The organism is Cellulophaga lytica DSM 7489 (assembly GCF_000190595.1).
Lineage (GTDB): Bacteria > Bacteroidota > Bacteroidia > Flavobacteriales > Flavobacteriaceae > Cellulophaga > Cellulophaga lytica.
This window is the reverse complement of record NC_015167.1, coordinates 1,986,183-2,005,804: the sequence shown is the minus strand read 5'-3', so window position 1 is coordinate 2,005,804 and position 19,622 is coordinate 1,986,183. Positions and strand designations below refer to the sequence as shown.

Sequence of the window (19,622 nt, the reverse complement as noted above, 5' to 3'; positions counted from 1 at the left end):
ATAAATAGATACCCTGTTTTTTACACTTCTTTTGAATTATGAAACTAATTTTTATGATATGCTCATTATTATTGTTTGAAATTACGTTAAAAACAATGTACTGCTTCATATCTAAAAAACAACTAAAAACTACTAGGCTATACTTATACTAAATAAGTATTAGACAAAACACTATGTAACTAAAAAACTCCTAACGTAACAACTCAGAATTATGAAAAAACCAAAAATTAAAAAAATAGGAAAGTACTTTCTCCTATCTAACAAATTGCTATTAACGCAACTTTTATTATTTAGTTTGCTAACCATACCTTTACATGCAAGTGCTACACCTAATGCACCTATACTACCACAACAAAAAACAATTACTGGTACCGTTTCAGATGAACTAGGCCCAATGTTAGGCGTTAGTATTGTTGTAAAAGGAACTACAAACGGTACTACTACAGATTTTGATGGTAATTATAGTATTACTGTAGAAGGAGATAATCCTGTATTAATATTTACTTATATAGGATACAAAGCACAAGAAGTAACAGTAGGTAGCCAAACTACAATTAATGTAACAATGGCTGCTGATGCAGAAAACCTAGAAGAAGTTGTTGTTTTAGGATATACTACTCGTAAAAAAGGAGAAGTAACAGGTTCTGTAAGTGCCATAAAAAGTGAAGAGTTAGAAAAAACATCTAACAAGGATTTAGCTAAATCATTAGCTGGTAAAGTTTCTGGTTTAATTGTAAATGATAGAGGTGGGTATCCTGGTTCTACAGGTGATGTATCTTTATTAATTAGAGGTAAATCTACCTTAAACAATAACTCACCATTAATTTTAATAGATGGTGTTGTAACAGGAACTTTTTCTCAACTATCTCCGCAAGACATTGCATCTATAACTATACTAAAAGATGGTGCAGCAGCAATTTATGGAGCTAGAGCAGCAAATGGTGTAATATTAGTAACTACTAAAAGAGGTAAATCTGGTAAGCCAAAAATTAACATCTCTTCATCATACAACCTATCTTCTTTTTCTGTAACTCCAGAACTTATGTCTTCTGAGCAGTACGCAATTTACGAGAATGAAATTAATGATAGATTAGGGCAAGCTCCTCGTTTTACACAAGAACAAATAAATAATTATGCAGCAGGTACAGACCCTATTAATTACCCTAGCACAGATTGGAGCGATTTAACCTTTGCTAAAACATCTCCAGAATCTAGAAACTCAATTTCTATTTCTGGTGGTAGTGAAGATGTAAAATATTTTGTAAGTGGCGACTTTATTAAACAAGTAGGTTTATTTAAGTCTGGAGATTTAAGATTTAGACAGAACCAAGTTCGTTCTAACTTAGATATTAAATTAACAAACAACATAAAATTAGGTGTAGACCTTTCTGGTAGGTTTGGAAACACGCAAGAGCCAGGTGTAGATGCTAACTTTATATACAAGCACATTTATACTAACGAACCTACAGAAGTAGGTATTTACCCAAATGGTTTACCAGGATGGGGAGGAGAAAACGGAGCTAACCCATACGTTATGTCTAGTAACGAGTCTGGCTTTGTTAAAAGAATTGACAATACATTAAGAGGTCGTTTTTCTTTAGATTGGGATTTAAAATCTATTACTCCGGGATTAACATTTAAAACTTTTGTTGGTGTACGTAGACAAAATAACGATCAAAAATCATGGTATACGCCATGGACGGTTTATTCTTTTCAGGAATCTACAGGAGAATATGTACCAACAACAGGTAAGTCTCAAAGAGGAGGAGAAAGAATACTTACTGAAAGCTTCTGGAAGTTTGATGAAGTACAGGCAAACGCTACTTTATATTACAAGAAAAAACTAGGAGAAAATCACTCAATCAACACATTTGTTGGCTATGAGCAAGCACAGTCAGAACAACGTTCTTTTTGGGCTCAACGTCAAGGTTTTCCTACCAAAGAACATACAGAGCTTTTTGCAGGTAGTGATGAAGGTCAACAGTCTTTTGGTACATCACAAGAATGGGGAAGAGTTAACTATTTTGGTTCTTTCTCTTACGATTATAAAAAGAAATATTTTGTAGACTTTACAATTCGTCATGATGGCTCTAGTAACTTTGGCCCTGGAAAAAGGTATGGTACCTTCCCAGGTGTTGCTGCATCATGGGCAATTAATAAAGAATCTTTTTTAGACAATGCAGACTGGTTAACAGACCTAAGACTAAGAGGTTCGTGGGCAAAAATGGGTAACGACCGTATTGGTGCTTTTCAATACTTAACTCGTTTTGATTATGGCGGACCAACCAATACTGCTAATCCTAATTACTATGTTTTTGGTAATCCTGGAGTAACTTTTAATGGCTATACTCCAGACAATGTTCCAAACCCTAACATTACTTGGGAAACTGCTTATATGAAAAATATAGGTTTGGCTTTTTCTATGTTTGAAAGTAAACTTACTGGTGACTTTAACTACTTCTACCAAAACAGAGAAGATATATTAGTTACTAGAGCAGCTGCTATACCAGATGCAGCTGGTTTAACATTACCAGCAGAAAACATTGGTAAAGTAGATAACTTTGGTTGGGAACTAGAGTTAGGCTGGAACCAACAAGTAAATGATAATTTTAGCTATAACATTGGCGGTAACGTTACCAAAGCTAAAAATGAAGTGGTATTTTTAGCAGAAGCTAGTGATGTACCAGAATGGCGAAAAAGAGAAGGGTATTCTATAGACTCTTACATAACTTATCCAACAGCAGGAATTTTTAGAGATCAAGCACAAGTAGATGCTACAGATGTTAAACTAGGCGGTACTGTAGAAGGAGAGCCAATATATTTAGATACCGATGGTAACGGTAAAATAGATGCTAATGATAGAGTTAGAGATTACAGTTCTAACATTCCACAAATTCAATATGGTGTTTACGGTGGTTTTAAATACAAAAATTTTGATATGAGCTTCCTTTTTCAAGGGCAAGCAGAGGCTAAAATGTTAGTGTTTTTTGATCAAGCAGGAGCAAAACCAGAATATGTATTTAACCAAAGATGGACACCTACAAACAGAGACTCTAGATACCCTAGAGCTTTTGGACAAAGTGACAAGTATAGTGGTAACCAAAGTGGAAATTCTGAAAACTTTCAAGGAGCAGATTTATGGTTGCATGATGCATCTTTCTTAAGGCTAAAAGAAATAGAAGTAGGTTATACTATTCCAAAAGACAAAATTGAGTTTTGTGATATAAAAATATTTGCAAGAGGACTTAACCTAATTACAATGTTTTCTGATGTGCAAAAGCTAGGTTTAGACCCAGAAGCAGCCGGTTACAATAACTTTAGAGGTAGTACTTACCCGTCTTTAAAAACATATACATTAGGTGTAAACTTTAGTTTCTAATTTAAAAAAATACAGATATGAAAAATTTAAAATTAATATATACATTTATAGCAATTGGCCTGTTTTGCTTGTCTAGTTGTAATGATGTATTAGATGTAGAGGCTACAGATGCCTTTGCAGAAGACTTAATATATAACGACCCAGAACAGTTAGAAAGACTAGTATATACTGTTTACAACAGTACAGAAAGTTGGGGCGTTAATAAAAGGCAATGGTGGGGACGTAGATTTAATCTAGAGGTAGGTTCTTATGAGGCTATTTTTAATTTTAAACTACTAGACCAATTTAGACTTAGAGCTGGTATGACACCTGGTACTGTTGGTATGTTAAACGGAAAATGGGATAACTATTGGGATTATGTAAGACTTGCTAATGAGTTTTTAGATAAAGTAGATGATAGCCAAGCAATGCAAAAAGACCCAGAAAAAGTAGCTGTTTTAAAAGCTGAAATGCGTTTTTTACGCGCTAATGTTTATAGCAAATTAATTCGTTTTTATGGTGGTGTTCCTATTTTAGAAAATGCTTTAGGTTTAGATGACGATTTTGCTTTAGTACGTAATAGTTATGAAGAGTGTGTAGATTTTATTGTTACAGAGTTAGATGATGTTGCTGCTGTTTTACCAGAAACAAGACCAGGTAGCGAGTTTGGTAGAGCAACTAAATTAGCTGCATTAGCCGTAAAGTCTAGAACATTATTATATGCCGCTAGTAAATTACATGACCCTGCATTTGCTCCTAGTAATGACCCACTATACACCTACTCTAAACCTACAAAATGGCAAGATGCTGCAGATGCTGCTAAAGCTGTAATAGACCTAGTTGGTGCGCGCGATTTAATTGCTGTTGCTAATGCAGAAGAATACCAAAAATTATTTTTATCACCCAATGAAGACATTCTTTTTGCAAGGCCTTACAGTGCTCTTTATTATGATTTTGGCACAGATGCAAACTCTTTGCCAGACCAAACATTTTCTCCTAGCGGATACAGTGGTTGGGCTTTAGCTGCTCCTACTCATAACTTTGCTTTACAATTTAATATGGCAGATGGTAGCACTACTAATGACGCTAGCTTTGATCCTGCAAACCCTAATATCAATAGAGAAATGAGGTATTATGCAGATCTTAATTACAACGGAGCAGAATTTAGAGGTCGTAAAGTACAGTATTATTTATCTAATGATACAGGTGCTCACCCACACGGCTTAGACTCTGAGCAGGGTTTAGGCAACCAACAACATTCCTCTAAAACAGGCTATAACATTAGAAAGTTTCAAGATGAAAGTATTGGAACTTTAAATGCAGAAGGTTTGGTAGACGGTTTAACTGGTATATCTCCAGAGCGACCTTACATACTATATAGGCTAGCAGAAATTTATTTAAATTATGCAGAAGCACAATACCATTTAGGTGATGAAGCTACAGCCAGAACATTTGTAAACAAAATATCTACTAGAGCATTGCAGCCAGACATTACTGCTACAGGAGCAGATTTACTTGAAGCTATAAAAAGAGAAAGACGTATAGAATTATGTTTTGAAGGTCATAACTTTTTTGATGAAAGAAGATGGATGAATGAAGACCACTTAGGGTTTGATGTAAAAGGATTAAGATGGACAAAAACTACTGATGGCTCTGAAATTAGTGAAGAAGTAACTGTGGTAGAAAGACCTTGGATGGCACAACACTACTACCTTCCTATACCTGCAACAGAAGTAGAAAAAGCACCAACTATGGTACAAAACTTTGGTTATTAATATAACAGTTAGTTTAGTTCTCAATTGTTTGAGTTAGTTTATTTGTAAACACTAAAGAGCCTTACTTATGTAAGGCTCTTTTATTTTATAGCTCCATTAAATAGAGTTTATGTAATTTACTAAATTTACGTCTCTATCAATTTTCATTTTTTTACGCAGCCTATGCCTTGCTACGTGTACACTACCTAAAGAAATACCAAGTAAATAAGCCATTTCTTTTCCACTAAAATTAAGTTTAATTAATGCACACACTTTTAAATCTGCAGAACTTAAATCCGGAACTTTTTGTTTTAAACGCTCATAAAAACCTTCATTAAGAGCTAAAAATCTATTATTAAAGGCTTCCCATAATGTAACAGAACGTTTTCTTATTAACTTTAAAATTGCTGGTGCTTTGTTAGATGTATTTTCTTTTTCTATGTAATTACTTAGTTCTTTTATTACTTTTTCACGCTCTATTAGCTGCAATGTATTAATCATTAACTCACTATTTTTAATTGCAATTTGCTCATTAGAGTCTTGCTGCTTTTTTTGGTGTTTTAAAAAGCGTAACCTAGATCTAATTACCAATGCTGCTATTATTAGCAAAAACACTATTGCAAAAAACAGTATTCTAAATCGTAATATTTCTTGTGTTTGGCTAGCCAGCTCTAACTTTTGATTGTTTAACAATTCATTTTTTGCATTTAGTTGCTCACTATAATGGCTATGTATGGTTAAAAAACCTTGGTTACTATCATTTCTTGGGTTAAGGTATCTGTCATTTATTTCATTAGCAATACGCAAATTCTGGTAAGAGCTTTTATAGTCTTTTAGTTTGTACAAAACATCTGCATACCTAGAGTACACATAACTTCTATAAAAAGTTAATTCGCCCTCAACATCTTTTATTGTCAAAGCTTTTTCATAATTCTGTTTTGCAAGCTCTGTTTTTTTCTGCTTTCTGTATATTCCTCCTAACCTTGAGTAAAGTACAATTAAAAAACTATTATGTATTAGTGACGACTTTTTGTTAATAGCTTTAATAGAACTAGTTAATAGTTTAGATGCTTCATTTAAATTGCTACTCTTTTCTAATATAGATGCTCTTTTTTCGTCTAAATAAGCTTTGTAAATGGGGTCCATTTTTTCTCTTTTGGCAATAGCAGCACAATTTGCAATGTATTTTTTTAGCATTACAGTATTAGATGTACGTTGGTAATACAAGGCTAAATTGTAATTTGCGCTATACATATCCTTTGCTGGTATTTTTTTTTCATCAAAAGAAATCTTAAAATAAGTATAGGCCTTTTTAAAATTTATACCAGCCAAATCATCTTGCTTAAACAAATAATTTAAATACCCAATTTCTTCATTTGCTCTAGCCATTAAAAGTGTGTCTTTTAATTCCTCTGCTCTAAACAAAGCATCTCCTCCGTACATAAAAGCATCACTATAATTCAAATTAATTCGCTCTAAATAACACAAACTAAGTAAACTCTCAATTACTGCAGATGAGTCGTTCTTTTTTAAAGCAATAGCATATTCATTTTTAGCTTCTTTTAAACTAGTGTCTAAATATTCTTCTGTAATAACAGGTTTATTTTTAAAGGCCTTAAACTGTTGGGCTTGTAAGGTGTTAAAAAATATAGCATTAAGTAAATACGCAAGAAAAACAAATAACTTTAAACGCTTTAATATGTTGAAAATCATACATTTAATATCATTTAATTTAAAATTTAAATTACTTTAAAGTTAAGTAAAAAAACACGAAAAAATAGCAATGTTAAGTTTTTGTAAGGTGATATTTTACTGCTTTTATAAGAGTTTAATCTAGATTTGAGAAGACTCACAAACTTAATTTTGAATGAAAAAGTTAATTAAGATAATCTGTTTTATTTTGATAACAACTAGCTGTTATTCTCAAAAAAAACCTAATATACTTTTTATTGCTATAGACGACTTAAGACCAGAATTGGGTTGTTACGGATCTAACATTGCTATTACTCCAAATTTAGACAAGTTAGCAACTGAAGGCTTGTTGTTTAATAATGCATATTGCCAACAAGCAATTTGCGGACCATCTAGAGCTAGTGTGCTTACAGGCATACGCCCAGAGACTAGTGGTGTTTACCACAACTATATAAAGTTTAGAGATGCAAACCCAAATGTAGTAACCCTACCACAACAATTTAAAAATAACGGTTATGAAACCGTGTATTGTGGTAAAATTTTTCATCATGGTGATTTAGATGATGGACTGTCATGGAGCAGACAACCTGCAATTGATAGTATGCTTTTAAAAAACATTAAAAGACCTGGAGGTTTTGTACTAGAAGAAAATAATAAAGATAGAAAAGAACAAAGAGCTAAAATGATTGCTAAGTATGGTGAAGTTGCCAAATACGGATTAGCAATGGGTACGGCTTATGAAAACGCAGATGTAGCAGATAATGAATATTTAGATGGTTACAACACAGAACTAGCCATTGCAACAATGAAAGAAATGGCAACCAACAACAAGCCATTTTTTCTTGGTTTAGGCTTTAACAAACCACATTTAAACTGGACATCTCCAAAAAAATATTGGGATCTATACAACCCTAATACTATAAAACTGGCATTAGAAAAACAAGGCCCAAAAGGAGGTGCAGAAATGGGCTTACACGCTTCTTTTGAGTTAAGAACCAGAAGTGGCATACCAAAAAAAGGAGAGTTAAATAACAATTTAGCTGTTACCTTAAAGCACGCATACTTAGCTTGTGTAAGCTATGTAGATGCTCAAATAGGTAAAATAATAACTCAGCTTGAAAAAGAAGGACTAAGAGACAATACCATTATTATTATTTGGAGTGACCACGGATACCATTTAGGAGATATGGGTATTTGGGGTAAAGCTACCAATTATGAAGTAGCCACTAGAGTTCCTATGCTATTTTGGGCTCCAAATATGCCTAAAAAAAGCAGCGGTAAAAAAACAAATGCCTTGGTAGAACTTGTAGACATTTACCCAACCTTATGCAGCTACGCTAATATTCCTGTACCAAATTATGTAGAAGGCTACAGTTTTAAACCAATAGTAAACAAGCCAACTAAAAAATGGAAAACTGCAGCTTTTAGTCAGTTTCCTACACCAGCACTTAGAGAATGGGGAGCTTACCCACTAAGGCCTGCAATGAAAGAAACCTTTTTTGGCCCGCTTATTAAAAATGTAGAAGCAAGAATAATTCATCAGCAAAAAGGCAAATGGAATAGAAATGTATTTGAAAATACACTTATGGGATATGCTATGCGAACAAAAGACTACCGCTTTATTGTGTGGAAAGATAAACACAAACCTAAAAACGAACCCATTTTCATAGAGCTGTATAACCATAAGTTAGATCCATCTGAAACTGTAAATATTGCCAGTAAAAATCCAAAATTGGTAAAAAAACTAATGCTACAGTTTACTAAAGGGTGGCAAGGAAATAAACCAAAATTAAAGTAAAACCAAACAAACTTTTTACAAAATATAGAATTATGGAAAGAAGAGATTTTTTTAAAAAAGGAACCAAGGCCGCAGTGGCTGCTAGTGTTGTGCCAATGATAACCACTGCCCACGGAGGTCCAAAAGATATTGTTTACAACAGAGATACAGACAAATGGTATAATTTAGGTAGCGGAAAAACAGGTATACCAAACCGTAAAAAAACAGCAGATTATGATGTTGTTGTTATTGGTGGTGGCGCAGCTGGTATAAGTGCCGCAGTTGCTGCCGCACGCAATGGGTCTAAAACTGTACTTGTGCAAGACAGACCTGTTTTAGGAGGTAATGCATCTAGTGAAATGCGTGTACATTTAAATGGTGTAAACAGATTAAAAAACGGAAAAGCAGAAAGAGAAACTGGTATTATTGAAGAAATGCTACTTTTAAATAGGTTTTGCAACGAACAAGAAGCCTATACTGTTTTTGACCATGTTTTGTACGAGTATGTTATGCGTGAGCCAAACCTAACTCTAATGCTAAACACACAAGCAATAGAAGCTGTAATGTCTGGTTCAAAAATTAAATCTGCTTTATGTTGGCAATCTACAACAGAAATGCTGTACACACTAAACGCACCTATTTTTATAGACTGTTCTGGAGATGGTTTGTTAGCTGCAACGGCAGGAGCAGAATACAGAACAGGTAGAGAAGCTGCATCTGAATTTAACGAAACATTTGCACCAGAAAAAGCAGATGGTTGGCAAATGGGAGCTACCCTACTTATGTCTTCTAAAGATATGGGAAGACCTATGAAATACACTCCTCCTTTTTACGCAATAAAATACGATTATAAAAAAGCACATCCTAAACGTAATATTGCTGGTTTTCAAAACGGAATTTGGTGGATAGAGCTAGGTAGTGATGATGATATTATTGCAGATTATGAAGAAAACAGACACCGTTTAATGGGGTATTTACATGGCGTTTGGGATTACATAAAAAACTCAGGTGAATTTCCGGAAGCAGAAAACTTTGCCTTAGATTGGGTTGGCTCACTGCCATGCCGTAGAGAATCTCGCCGTTTTATAGGAGACTACATTGTGTCTGAAAAAGATTTAACAGAGTATAAACATTACCCAGATGCTGTTGCTTTTGGTGGTTGGCCAATAGATGAGCATATTCCGGGAGGAATAGACAATATTACTGAACCACCAACTCATTTTCATTATCATTTTCATGATCTTTATGAATTTCCGTTTAGAAGCTTGTACTCTAAAAACATCACTAACTTAATGTTTGCTGGGCGTAATGTTAGTCAAACTCACATTGCGCTATCATCTAGCCGTATTATGGCAACTTGTGCATTAATGGGGCAAGCAGTGGGTACAGCAGCAGCTATTTGTAATCAAAAAAACACAACACCTAGGGAAGTTGGTAAAAAATACATAAATGAGTTGCAAGAGCAATTGTTAAGAGACGATGTTTACATTCCTAAAAGACCTGCAAAAGATCCGAATGACTTGGCTAAAAAAGCAAGTTTAATTTTTGCTTCTACTACTTCATCTGGCGATGCAAAACTACTTACCAACGGAATTTCTAGAGACATAGACGGCAAAATTAATCATTGGATGTCTAAAGGATTACCCGCAGAATTACAATTAGAGTGGAATGCACCTATAGCACTATCTGCCGTAGAAATAAAATGCGACACCAATGTAAATCGTAATATTATGATGCGTAAAGACAGTAGAAATGATGAGTTATTTACAAATGGTGTACCTGAAGAAATGACCAAAGCAATTAAAATACAAGGTAGGGTAAATGGCAAATGGACAAACCTAGGAGCTATTGACAATAACCAAACTAGGCTTATTAAATTTAAGTTTAACAGCACCAAAGTAACCGCCATTAAAATTAACATAACAGAAACGTATGGCGCTAAAGATGTAAAGTTATTTGAGGTTCGTTGTTACGCATAAATGATGCTAAATAAATTAAACATATATAGTTGCATTGTGTTTTTCTTTTTGATTCCGCTTCAAAAAGAAAAACACAGCTACCAAAATTATTATGCTAATAATTACAGCACTATAAAGCATGTGGTTACAGTACAGCACCCAGGAGAAAAAGCACCTACCAAAGTAGTACTTACACAAGTTAAAAATGCTGCAGGTATTACCACAGAGTATTTTATGGACGTACAGTCTGTAATTTGTTTAGAAAATGTGTGTAAAGTAATTCCGGTTCGTATGTACTGGAATGCCATAGGAGAATACCAACGGTACACTTTACAAAAAGGAGCAACTTTAGAAAAGTATGAAGCAGATGTATTTGCACCCAAAGATTATGATAAGTTACACACCATACTCAAAAACAAAAAATCACCTTTTAAAGAAGTGTACATAGAAGATGTTTTAACAGTAAAAAATGAGTTAAGTGACAATATAGATGCCATATCTGGAGCAACAGCATTAGACCTAGCTGAAGAAGACACTGTACCTGGCGCAGCACTTACCTGTTTTACGCTTTGGCATTGGGCTAACGGAGAAATAATATCAATTGCCCAACAAATAACTGCAAGCACAGCAACAGATGCGCAATTACTTGCTTTTATAAACAAAAAAAATACAACTTACTACACACTTGCTTTAGCAGAGTTGAGCAAAAGAAAATTGTATAAAAACAACTTTATAAACGCAATTTTTAAAAATTTAAAAGAGACACAAAAAGAGGTAAAACCTACTATTAATTACCTAGAAGGTTCTCCTAAAAACACCTATTTAAAAACCATTAAAAAGCTATTTATAAATGGGAATTTAACACAAAAGATAGCCGCACTAAAATCTATAAAAAATACTACACACAATATAAAACCCAAGTATTTAGACAGTATTAGTGCTTATGCTGGTAAATTAAAAACGTATCAAGAGATAGCTGCATTGTTGCAAATGCTAGAAAGTAAAAATTACTTTTCAGAAAAAACCGCAGATCACCTAATACCATTACTAAATGCTAACTTTATTACTGCTAGGCGTGTGTATTGGTTTTTACAAGATAAAAATCTAACTAAGAATCAAAAAAGTGCAATTACCAACTTTAAGCAACTGCATAAGAACAAATTATAACTTAATTTAAAACACAATTGTATTTAGTAAAGAGTCTTGCCCACGCAAGGCTCTTTTATTTTGTTATAAATTTAAACAGCTACTAAAACGTTATATGTTAATTAATTACAAGTTTTTTCTTGATTTGCAAGAATAACCTTATTTTTGTACCTTAAATAACTTACCTTTAATTTATTAATAATTATAAAAACCAATAAAAATTTACAAATGATATAAAACTAAACGTCTTTTTTAAGCCACCATTTCTTCCCCAGAAAAGGCAAGTAATTTTTGAACGCTATTACGGGCTATAAAAAGAAAACAAACCTAAGAACTTTAACCTATGAAAATGAAGAAATTACTACAAATTTCTGTATTTGTACTCTTGCTAAACAGTTGTAGTCCGTCTAACGAGTCTTTAGCAGATAAATACAAGAAAAAAGGAGATATAGAAAAAGCCATAAAACACTACAAGTTGGCTATTGAAGACGGCAGCACAAAATCTATGAACAAGTTAGCATTATTATATGTTAACAACCATAACCTTAGTGAAGCTAAAAAATATTATCAAATGAGTTTTGAAAGAGGCAATGAGTCTGCAGCTCAAATACTAGCTTCTTTGTGTGCAAGTAATCAAGATTATGAAGGCACAATTAAATACGCAAAAAACCTTGCAGACAAAGGCAACTTAGACGTTGTTTACAACTTAGGCAATGCTTATTTAAAACTTAAACAGTATGACGAGGCTATAAAATACCTAGAGCTAGACTCTACTTCTGTTTTTACGAAAAACTTATTAGGAGAGGCTTATTACAAAAAGGGCAACTTGTTAAAGGCAGAAAAAGTATGGAAATCTGCTGTAGACAATCATAAAAAAGGAAATGCAAGCTCATTACAAAAGTTATTAAAACTCTACCTAAAACAAGGCAAAACAGCCCAGTACAACAAATATAAAAGGCTAGAATAAAATAATACGGTATTATATTTAAACACCATACAATAAACACATTAAAACATCGTTTAAGTGTGTGGAAAGTCCCGTGAAATGCATTTTTTGTGTTTTTTACAACCTACTATAAGTAAAAAAAGCTACGGCCCCATGATAGCACCAAAAGAGCACATTAAAGAAAGAGAGCGATTAGACTCGCTACAATCTTATTCTATATTAGATTCCTTACCAGAGTCTGACTATGATAATATTACCGCTATAGCTGCAGAAATCTGCAATATGCCTATGGCAATGATAACACTTATAGACAAAGACAGACAGTGGTTTAAATCTAGCTACGGTATAGATGTAAATGAAATGGACAGGCAAGTATCTTTCTGTGGGCACGCAATACATGAAAACGGACAAGTTTTTATGGTACCTAATACTAGTGAAGATGAACGCTTTCATGACAATCCTTTGGTAACAGGAGACACACATGTTATGTTTTATGCAGGTGTACCATTTACTACAGAAGAAGGTTTGCCACTAGGCACATTATGTGTAGTAGACCAAAAACCAAACACACTTACAGAGCATCAGCAAAAATCTTTACAAGCCTTATCTAAACAAGTAATGAATTTACTTAGCCTTAGAAAAAGCAAAAAAAGATTAGAAGAAGAACTACAAAAGCAAGAAGAAAAAAACCTAGACCTAGAACGTTTTGCTTTTATTGCTGCGCACGATTTAAAGTCTCCTTTAAACAACGTATCTAGCTTAACAAGTATGTTTTTAGATATGTACCAGTCTAAAATAGATGATGAGGGCAAACAAATTTTAAAGATGATTATAGACTCATCAGACAAATTAAAAGGCTTAATAGAAGGTTTATTAGATTACAGCAGAAGCGAAAGTATTTTAGGTAAAAACAAGGTAGATGTAAAGGTAGAAACTGTAAAAAATACCATTTTTGGTTTGTTTTCTTTTGAACAAAATATAGATTTTACCCTAAAAAATACAATTACAGACTTGTATATTAATGAAACTGCATTAGACCAAATATTAATAAACTTGGTAACCAATGCAATTAAATATAGTGACAAAAAACAAATAAAGATAGAATTGGGTGTGTCTGACTCAGAAACTCATTACCAGTTTTACGTAAAAGATAATGGCCCAGGAATACCCCAAGAAAAACAAGAACAGATTTTTAAAATATTTGAAGTAAACGCCAACCAAGACAAATACGGTATACGTGGTAATGGTATTGGTTTAGCTACCGTAAAAAAAATAGTAGAAAAATCTGGCGGAAACATACAAGTAAGCTCTACTTTAGGCCAAGGAGCCACCTTTAGCTTTAGTATAAAAAAATAAAAACGTTAATTATAAGTAATTGTAGCCATACAATAAACAACAGCCCTAAGTAATTAGCTTAGGGCTTTTTTTATGTAAACAAACCATACACATTTTAATACCAAACAAGCAGCAAAATGGTACAACCATACATTTTATTTTTTGCTATAAAAAAACATTTATAAATTGTAAGAAAAATAAGTAACTCGCAAAAAGTGCATTTATTTACCCATATTGGTGGAATAAACGCAATACATTGCGTTTATTTACTAGTTGGCGGTAATTACAGAAAAATCATATGACAGAAGATATTTGGAAACAACCTGCAAAAGGATTTACTGATAAAAGTATTGGAAGAACGGAAGAACAAATCGTTCAAAAAGAAACTGAAATTGGATTTAAATTTCCAAGTCTTTACAGGGAACATATGAAAATCCAAAATGGTGGATATTTATGGAAAAGTGCTCTAATCCATAATGGTGATGTCAATGAACTTTTATTTAATGGTTCAACAATTGACCAAATTATCAATCACGGAGGTTATAAAATTTTAAAAGATGTATTGCTAGAATATATGGACAAAGAAGAACTTGAAAGTTCGACAGAATCCGAATTCATTAATTTAGAAAGACTTCCTATTCTCTCACATATGGATGGTCATACAATGTTATGTTTTGATTATGGTTATAATGTTGAATCAGCATATGAAATTCCTCAGATTGTACATTTTGAATTAGAATGTGCTGATAATGGATATGAAGAAAAACTAAGAGTTAAATCCTATGATGACTTAATTAACAAATTAGTCTATTACGGTTATGAATCAACTTCATTTTTTATTGGACTAAAATCTGATGAGCCAATAGAGCAAATTGCAGGAATAATTAATAAGACGTTTGACCTAGAACTTGAGCAAAAGACAAATGATGGTTATGGGTGGTATAATTTTGAGAAATGGTATTACGGAGAACTAAAGATAAATTCAAAGCTATCTGCTCATCTTAGAATAACCCCAAATAAATTTCAAAGTAAAACCTTTCTTTTCCAAAACAACAAAGATTTTAATTATGTTTTGGATATCGACTTAAGAATTGGAGTAGAATCATTTCAAGACAATTCAAATTATTTAAAGTCAATTATTGAGGAATTTCTTCAACCATTTTTATCAAAACAAAACTGGGACTTTTTACAAATTCCATATCATAAAGAAAACCCTGAAGAGATAGAAAAATTGAAGAAATCATTTGAATTCAAAGAGAAGTCGAATGATGAAAAACTACCGCCAACAATGTATAAAAGCAATGGCGGAGAAAGTGATAAAACAAACGATAATACTAGTAACAAAAGCAGGTCTTGGTGGAAAAGGCTGTGGTCTTAAATCCGCCACTGCTCTTATACTAAACGTTGTAGGTAATTTAACAAAACCGAAACGAAACTAATGAACGAAATAAGTTTACCATATCATTTAATAATTCCAAGCCAGATTTCAATAATGACTTTGGGAATAATACTTCTGAAAAGAAAAAAGTTATTCGCGAATGGAAAATGGAAATGGTTTTGGATAAGCACAACTGTGTTTTTCGGAATTTATCTTCTGATTGTTGGAGGAGCGACTTATTCTGACATTACATCGGAACTGGCTCTACAAAAATTTGACTTAAATGGAGACGGATTTTTTAACGGAGAGGAAATTACAACTGAGCAAAAAGAAGCGATGCAAAAAATGATTTTGGATACAGGACGGAATTTTTCATTTATAACCGGACTGATTTTTTCTGGAATTATATCATTGTTTGTTTTTATTGGTGGAAAAATTGTTGAATATGTAAGTATGAAAAGAATAAAAACTGCACCTAACAATACCTAAACCTAATGCGGACTTTGGGGCAAAACAAAAAGGTTCTGTGCATGTGTATATTTATAATGCACCTACTGTGTGGCTCAATACTAATCTAAAAAAAATAGCATATTATTACACGCTAGCAGCAAGAACACAAAAACACTATATAAACAAAATACAGGGTGTTAACTTCTCTAGTTTTTTATGTATAATTACAAATTGTACTAAAAATATGCCAATTACACATTTCCATTATTACAGTATAAAAAATTAATATATATTATAAGAAAATAAAACAACCAAATAACAAACTAGCAAGCCAAATGTGCATTTACTCACCCATATTGGCGGAATAAACGCAATAAATTGAGTTTATTTACTAGTTGTGTGTCATTTACAAACAAAAACCTGAATACAAAAAATGAAAAATAAAACATACAAGAAAATATCTAATTGGTACCGAAAATTCCAAATTAGTAAATCACCTCAAATGAATTTAGTTTGGGGATTCTTTTTATATACGCTCATTGGATTTATTTTACTGTCTATTCCTTTTTTTCACAAAACCGACATATCCGTTTTAGATAATTTGTTTATTTCGACTTCTGCAATTTCAACTACTGGACTTGTAACTATAAGCGTTTTCGATTCCTATAATTTTTTCGGTCAGTTTGTTATTATGGCATTAATACAAATTGGCGGAATTGGATATATGACGCTAACGACATACTATTTAATATTTACCACAAAAAAAATAACTCATTGGCATAGTAAGTTAATAGGTACTGAATTTACTTTACCCAATACAATTCAGATAAAAGATTTCATCAAAAGCGTTATTGTTTTTACCCTAATAATGGAAACTATTGGAGCTATACTTTTCTACTTTGCCTTTACCAATTCAGGAATGGGAAGTTTAAAAGCAATTTGGTTTTCAATTTTTCATAGTATTTCATCGTTTTGCACAGCTGGATTTGGATTGTTTAATGATGGTTTCGAAAGCTATCAAGACAATACTTTTATTAATACAATTATTTCTGTATTAGCAATTTCTGGTTCTTTGGGTTTTATTGTAATTACAGATTTGTGGTATCGAATTAGAGGTAAATCAAAAGAAATTTCGTTTACAACTAAAATCATTGTTTATGGCTTTTTGTTTTTGCTTTTTTTAGGTACTTTACTCATTTACACAACAGAGTCATCATCTATTCTTGGCTCAAATAGTTCACTAATGACCTCTTTCTTTCAAGCAATGTCAGCTATGACAACTGTTGGATTTAACACGATACCTATCGGTGAATTATCTTTGCCAATATTGTTGCTTGTAACCTTTCTTATGTATATCGGTGCTTCGCCTTCGGGAACAGCAGGAGGAATGAAAATAACGACATTAACGGCAATGCTATCGATATTGAAAAGTCGATTGTTTGGTCAGAAAAAAATCACATTTTTAAACCGACTTATTCCATTTGAGAGAATATATGTTGCGACATCTACTTTTATGCTTTATACGAGTTTAATTTTCTTGTTTTCATTTTTACTTTCTTACTTTGAAAACTTTTCTTTTGAAAGCATATTATTTGAAGTAGCATCCGCTTTAGGAACTGTTGGATTAAGCACAGGAATTACAGGAGATTTATCTAATATTGGGAAAACATTGATAATTATTTTAATGTTTATTGGTCGAGTTGGAGTTCTAACTTTTGGATTTGCTTTGTTGCAACAAAAAGATAACGATTCTAAAAAAATCAGAGCTGATGATTTGGCTGTATGAAAAAATTAATATAAGGAAAAATAGAAAAAAACGCCACACAACAATGGCTATAAGTAATTGCTTGTTCTCGCCTTCTTTGGAAATTCCGCAGGAATTTCCAACTTGGTGTGTACTTGCAAAGTTAAGTGCTAACCCACGCAACTACTCATAGCCGAGACCGTTAACATTAATTAAAAAAAATACAAATATGACAAGAGAAGATCATTTGAAATTTTGTAAAACCTGTGTTAATAGAAAACCAGATTTCAAACAAGGCTTGATTTGTAATCTAACTGGTAACATTGCTGATTTTAATAATGAATGTGAATTTTACGAAAAAGATTTAACTCCGCCACCTCCTCCAAAAAATAACGTTGGATTTGACATAAAAAATATTACCGCTAAATTTACTGTTGAAAACTCAAAAAAAATACTATTAAGTCTTATTCCTTTAGTTTTAGCTTTAGTAATATATCGACTTCTGGGAATAACGAGACAAACTATTTGGGGTATACTATCAATAATACTAATAGGAATATCTTGGGGTGTCTTTTTCTCTGTTTTAAAAGGGATATTCTTTCCAAACAACAAAACTAAAAAATTAATATTGCTTTTATCTGTATTGTGTATAATACCTACTACTATTGTTTTTGACAACATTTTTTATGGTGATGAAATAAATACGATATTGAGTAATTTAAATGAAGAATCTCCTAAGACTTCAACTGTAATACTAGAAAAAGAGTTTAGAGATGCATATATAATAAAACGAAAGGAAATAGCCGCTAAATGGATTTATTCTTATCAAATAGAAATTGAAAACAAAATTATTGATTGTCAATTTTCATCAACAAAAGATTTATATAAAGTCGGGGATTCCATAATTGTTGCTTACGACAAAAAAACACCTGAAATAAGTAAAATATTAAAAAAAGCAAACTAATGTTAACACTATATATAGTAAATAGGGCTGGTTTGTGTTAGTTCAAAAGTCTGTGTTTATTTGCGATGTCGCAAAACCTTTTGATTTGGTATTAAAGAAATAAATTAAAACAAAATATAAAAATTCGGCTCTGTGTTTATCCGAAAAATTAGTGTCTTTTTGCACGCTACGTTCCATACACAAGTCCGTTGCCATCAATTATGAAAAACATCCTGCAAATCACAATATTTCTATTTTCAATCGGAGTTTTTGCTTGCGATTGCGATGAACCGAAAATAACGGAAAAATTTATTGAGTCGGAATTTGTCGCTAACATAACAATTCTAAAAATCTATCCGAATCAAAAAAATGAACAAGGATATAAAGCAGACATAAAGATTAATGAATTGTATAAAGGAGAACAATTGAAATCAATTTATGTTTATGGCAGAAGTGATAATGGAATTGGAAGTTCTTGCGACATTTATATTCCTACAAACACAAAGTTAGTTGCTTATGCACGAAAAAACAAAGACGGGAACTTTGGAATTGGAATGTGTTCTGGTATACTGTATCTTAATAAAACTAATCAGAATAGACAGAAACGTGAATTAGATATTTTAAGAACATTCAAGAAAAATAATATTAATTCGACTGATAAAATAAGTTATCGAGAAATATCAAAACTTCATAAAAACTTAGAACAATTTAAAGGAATTGAACTTGATAAAAATTTTGGGATTTATGAAATAACATTCGCATCTGATTTGACAATTAAAAGTGTGACTGAAATAAGTGGATTTGGAAATCCGATAGACCAAAAACTGACAGGAATTATCAAACAAACGGAATGGACAAGTAATGACAATGGAATTAATGACAAAGTACCTGACAATAGTAAATTAATAATCGGAATTTATTATTACTCTGAAGAAAAAGGAAATCCGAGTTTTTTAAGTCAATATTATCACTAAAAAACTGCGTAGAACAACGTATAAAATTCATTGCTTGTTTCTCGCCTACTTGCGAATCCCGAAACGTCGGGACTCGCGGATTTTCTATTCGGTTTGTATTTGCTAAATTAGTAGCTGAAACACGCAACTACGCTTAGCCCAACCGTTACCTTTATTAAAAATAGCCA

Annotated in this window: 13 protein-coding genes; 12 read left to right on the top strand and 1 reads right to left on the bottom strand. The window is 32.5% G+C overall.

Translation table 11 applies throughout. The annotated features are described in order from the left end of the window. The first annotated feature begins 211 nt into the window (after positions 1-211). Complete coding sequence (locus CELLY_RS09000) at positions 212-3,379, top strand: SusC/RagA family TonB-linked outer membrane protein (RefSeq protein WP_013621362.1); 3,168 nt, start codon at positions 212-214, stop codon at positions 3,377-3,379. Positions 3,380-3,396: 17 nt separating this feature from the next. Then, a complete protein-coding gene (locus CELLY_RS08995) occupies positions 3,397-5,133 on the top strand; it encodes a RagB/SusD family nutrient uptake outer membrane protein (protein WP_013621361.1) in 1,737 nt (578 codons plus the stop codon). Between the two features lie 96 nt (positions 5,134-5,229). Here the strand turns inward: CELLY_RS08995 and CELLY_RS08990 are convergent, their stop codons facing one another. After that, positions 5,230-6,825, bottom strand: coding sequence for a helix-turn-helix transcriptional regulator (locus tag CELLY_RS08990; protein WP_013621360.1), 1,596 nt, complete (start codon positions 6,823-6,825; stop codon positions 5,230-5,232). A 154-nt stretch (positions 6,826-6,979) separates the two neighbouring features. On the opposite strand from CELLY_RS08990, the gene CELLY_RS08985 reads away from it, so the two are divergent. From CELLY_RS08985 to CELLY_RS08940, 10 genes are all read left to right on the top strand, one after another. Further along, complete coding sequence (locus CELLY_RS08985; protein ID WP_013621359.1) at positions 6,980-8,602, top strand: sulfatase; 1,623 nt, start codon at positions 6,980-6,982, stop codon at positions 8,600-8,602. A gap of 32 nt (positions 8,603-8,634) precedes the next feature. Continuing rightward, positions 8,635-10,560, top strand: a complete 1,926-nt coding sequence (locus tag CELLY_RS08980) for an FAD-dependent oxidoreductase (RefSeq protein WP_013621358.1) — start codon at positions 8,635-8,637, stop codon at positions 10,558-10,560. 48 nt (positions 10,561-10,608) lie between these two features. After that, the gene (locus tag CELLY_RS08975; protein WP_169309924.1) at positions 10,609-11,706 is read left to right on the top strand and encodes a hypothetical protein; all 1,098 of its coding nucleotides are present in this window, start codon (positions 10,609-10,611) and stop codon (positions 11,704-11,706) included. Between the two features lie 328 nt (positions 11,707-12,034). Further along, complete coding sequence (locus CELLY_RS16720) at positions 12,035-12,652, top strand: tetratricopeptide repeat protein (RefSeq protein WP_169309923.1); 618 nt, start codon at positions 12,035-12,037, stop codon at positions 12,650-12,652. A 132-nt stretch (positions 12,653-12,784) separates the two neighbouring features. Then, positions 12,785-13,987, top strand: coding sequence for a GAF domain-containing sensor histidine kinase (locus CELLY_RS08965; protein ID WP_013621355.1), 1,203 nt, complete (start codon positions 12,785-12,787; stop codon positions 13,985-13,987). Between the two features lie 277 nt (positions 13,988-14,264). Further along, a complete protein-coding gene (locus tag CELLY_RS08960) occupies positions 14,265-15,344 on the top strand; it encodes an SMI1/KNR4 family protein (RefSeq protein WP_013621354.1) in 1,080 nt (359 codons plus the stop codon). Between the two features lie 60 nt (positions 15,345-15,404). Continuing rightward, the gene (locus CELLY_RS08955; protein ID WP_013621353.1) at positions 15,405-15,833 is read left to right on the top strand and encodes a hypothetical protein; all 429 of its coding nucleotides are present in this window, start codon (positions 15,405-15,407) and stop codon (positions 15,831-15,833) included. Positions 15,834-16,227: 394 nt separating this feature from the next. Continuing rightward, on the top strand, positions 16,228-17,580 hold the full coding sequence (locus tag CELLY_RS08950; RefSeq protein WP_013621352.1) for a TrkH family potassium uptake protein: 1,353 nt from the start codon (positions 16,228-16,230) through the stop codon (positions 17,578-17,580). A gap of 187 nt (positions 17,581-17,767) precedes the next feature. After that, positions 17,768-18,502, top strand: a complete 735-nt coding sequence (locus CELLY_RS08945) for a hypothetical protein (protein WP_013621351.1) — start codon at positions 17,768-17,770, stop codon at positions 18,500-18,502. 200 nt (positions 18,503-18,702) lie between these two features. Further along, positions 18,703-19,455 carry a hypothetical protein gene (locus CELLY_RS08940; RefSeq protein ID WP_013621350.1) on the top strand — a complete coding sequence of 251 codons (753 nt, stop codon included), beginning with the start codon at positions 18,703-18,705 and terminating at the stop codon, positions 19,453-19,455. The last annotated feature ends 167 nt before the right edge of the window (positions 19,456-19,622 follow it).

Coding starts and splice junctions, on each gene's coding strand:
- CELLY_RS08960 (WP_013621354.1), top strand. CDS start 14,265: ATGACAGAAGATATTTGGAAACAACCTGCAAAAGGATTTACTGATAAA.
- CELLY_RS08985 (WP_013621359.1), top strand. CDS start 6,980: ATGAAAAAGTTAATTAAGATAATCTGTTTTATTTTGATAACAACTAGC.
- CELLY_RS08950 (WP_013621352.1), top strand. CDS start 16,228: ATGAAAAATAAAACATACAAGAAAATATCTAATTGGTACCGAAAATTC.
- CELLY_RS09000 (WP_013621362.1), top strand. CDS start 212: ATGAAAAAACCAAAAATTAAAAAAATAGGAAAGTACTTTCTCCTATCT.
- CELLY_RS08990 (WP_013621360.1), bottom strand. CDS start 6,825: ATGATTTTCAACATATTAAAGCGTTTAAAGTTATTTGTTTTTCTTGCG.
- CELLY_RS08940 (WP_013621350.1), top strand. CDS start 18,703: ATGAAAAACATCCTGCAAATCACAATATTTCTATTTTCAATCGGAGTT.
- CELLY_RS16720 (WP_169309923.1), top strand. CDS start 12,035: ATGAAGAAATTACTACAAATTTCTGTATTTGTACTCTTGCTAAACAGT.
- CELLY_RS08965 (WP_013621355.1), top strand. CDS start 12,785: ATGATAGCACCAAAAGAGCACATTAAAGAAAGAGAGCGATTAGACTCG.
- CELLY_RS08980 (WP_013621358.1), top strand. CDS start 8,635: ATGGAAAGAAGAGATTTTTTTAAAAAAGGAACCAAGGCCGCAGTGGCT.
- CELLY_RS08955 (WP_013621353.1), top strand. CDS start 15,405: ATGAACGAAATAAGTTTACCATATCATTTAATAATTCCAAGCCAGATT.
- CELLY_RS08945 (WP_013621351.1), top strand. CDS start 17,768: ATGACAAGAGAAGATCATTTGAAATTTTGTAAAACCTGTGTTAATAGA.
- CELLY_RS08995 (WP_013621361.1), top strand. CDS start 3,397: ATGAAAAATTTAAAATTAATATATACATTTATAGCAATTGGCCTGTTT.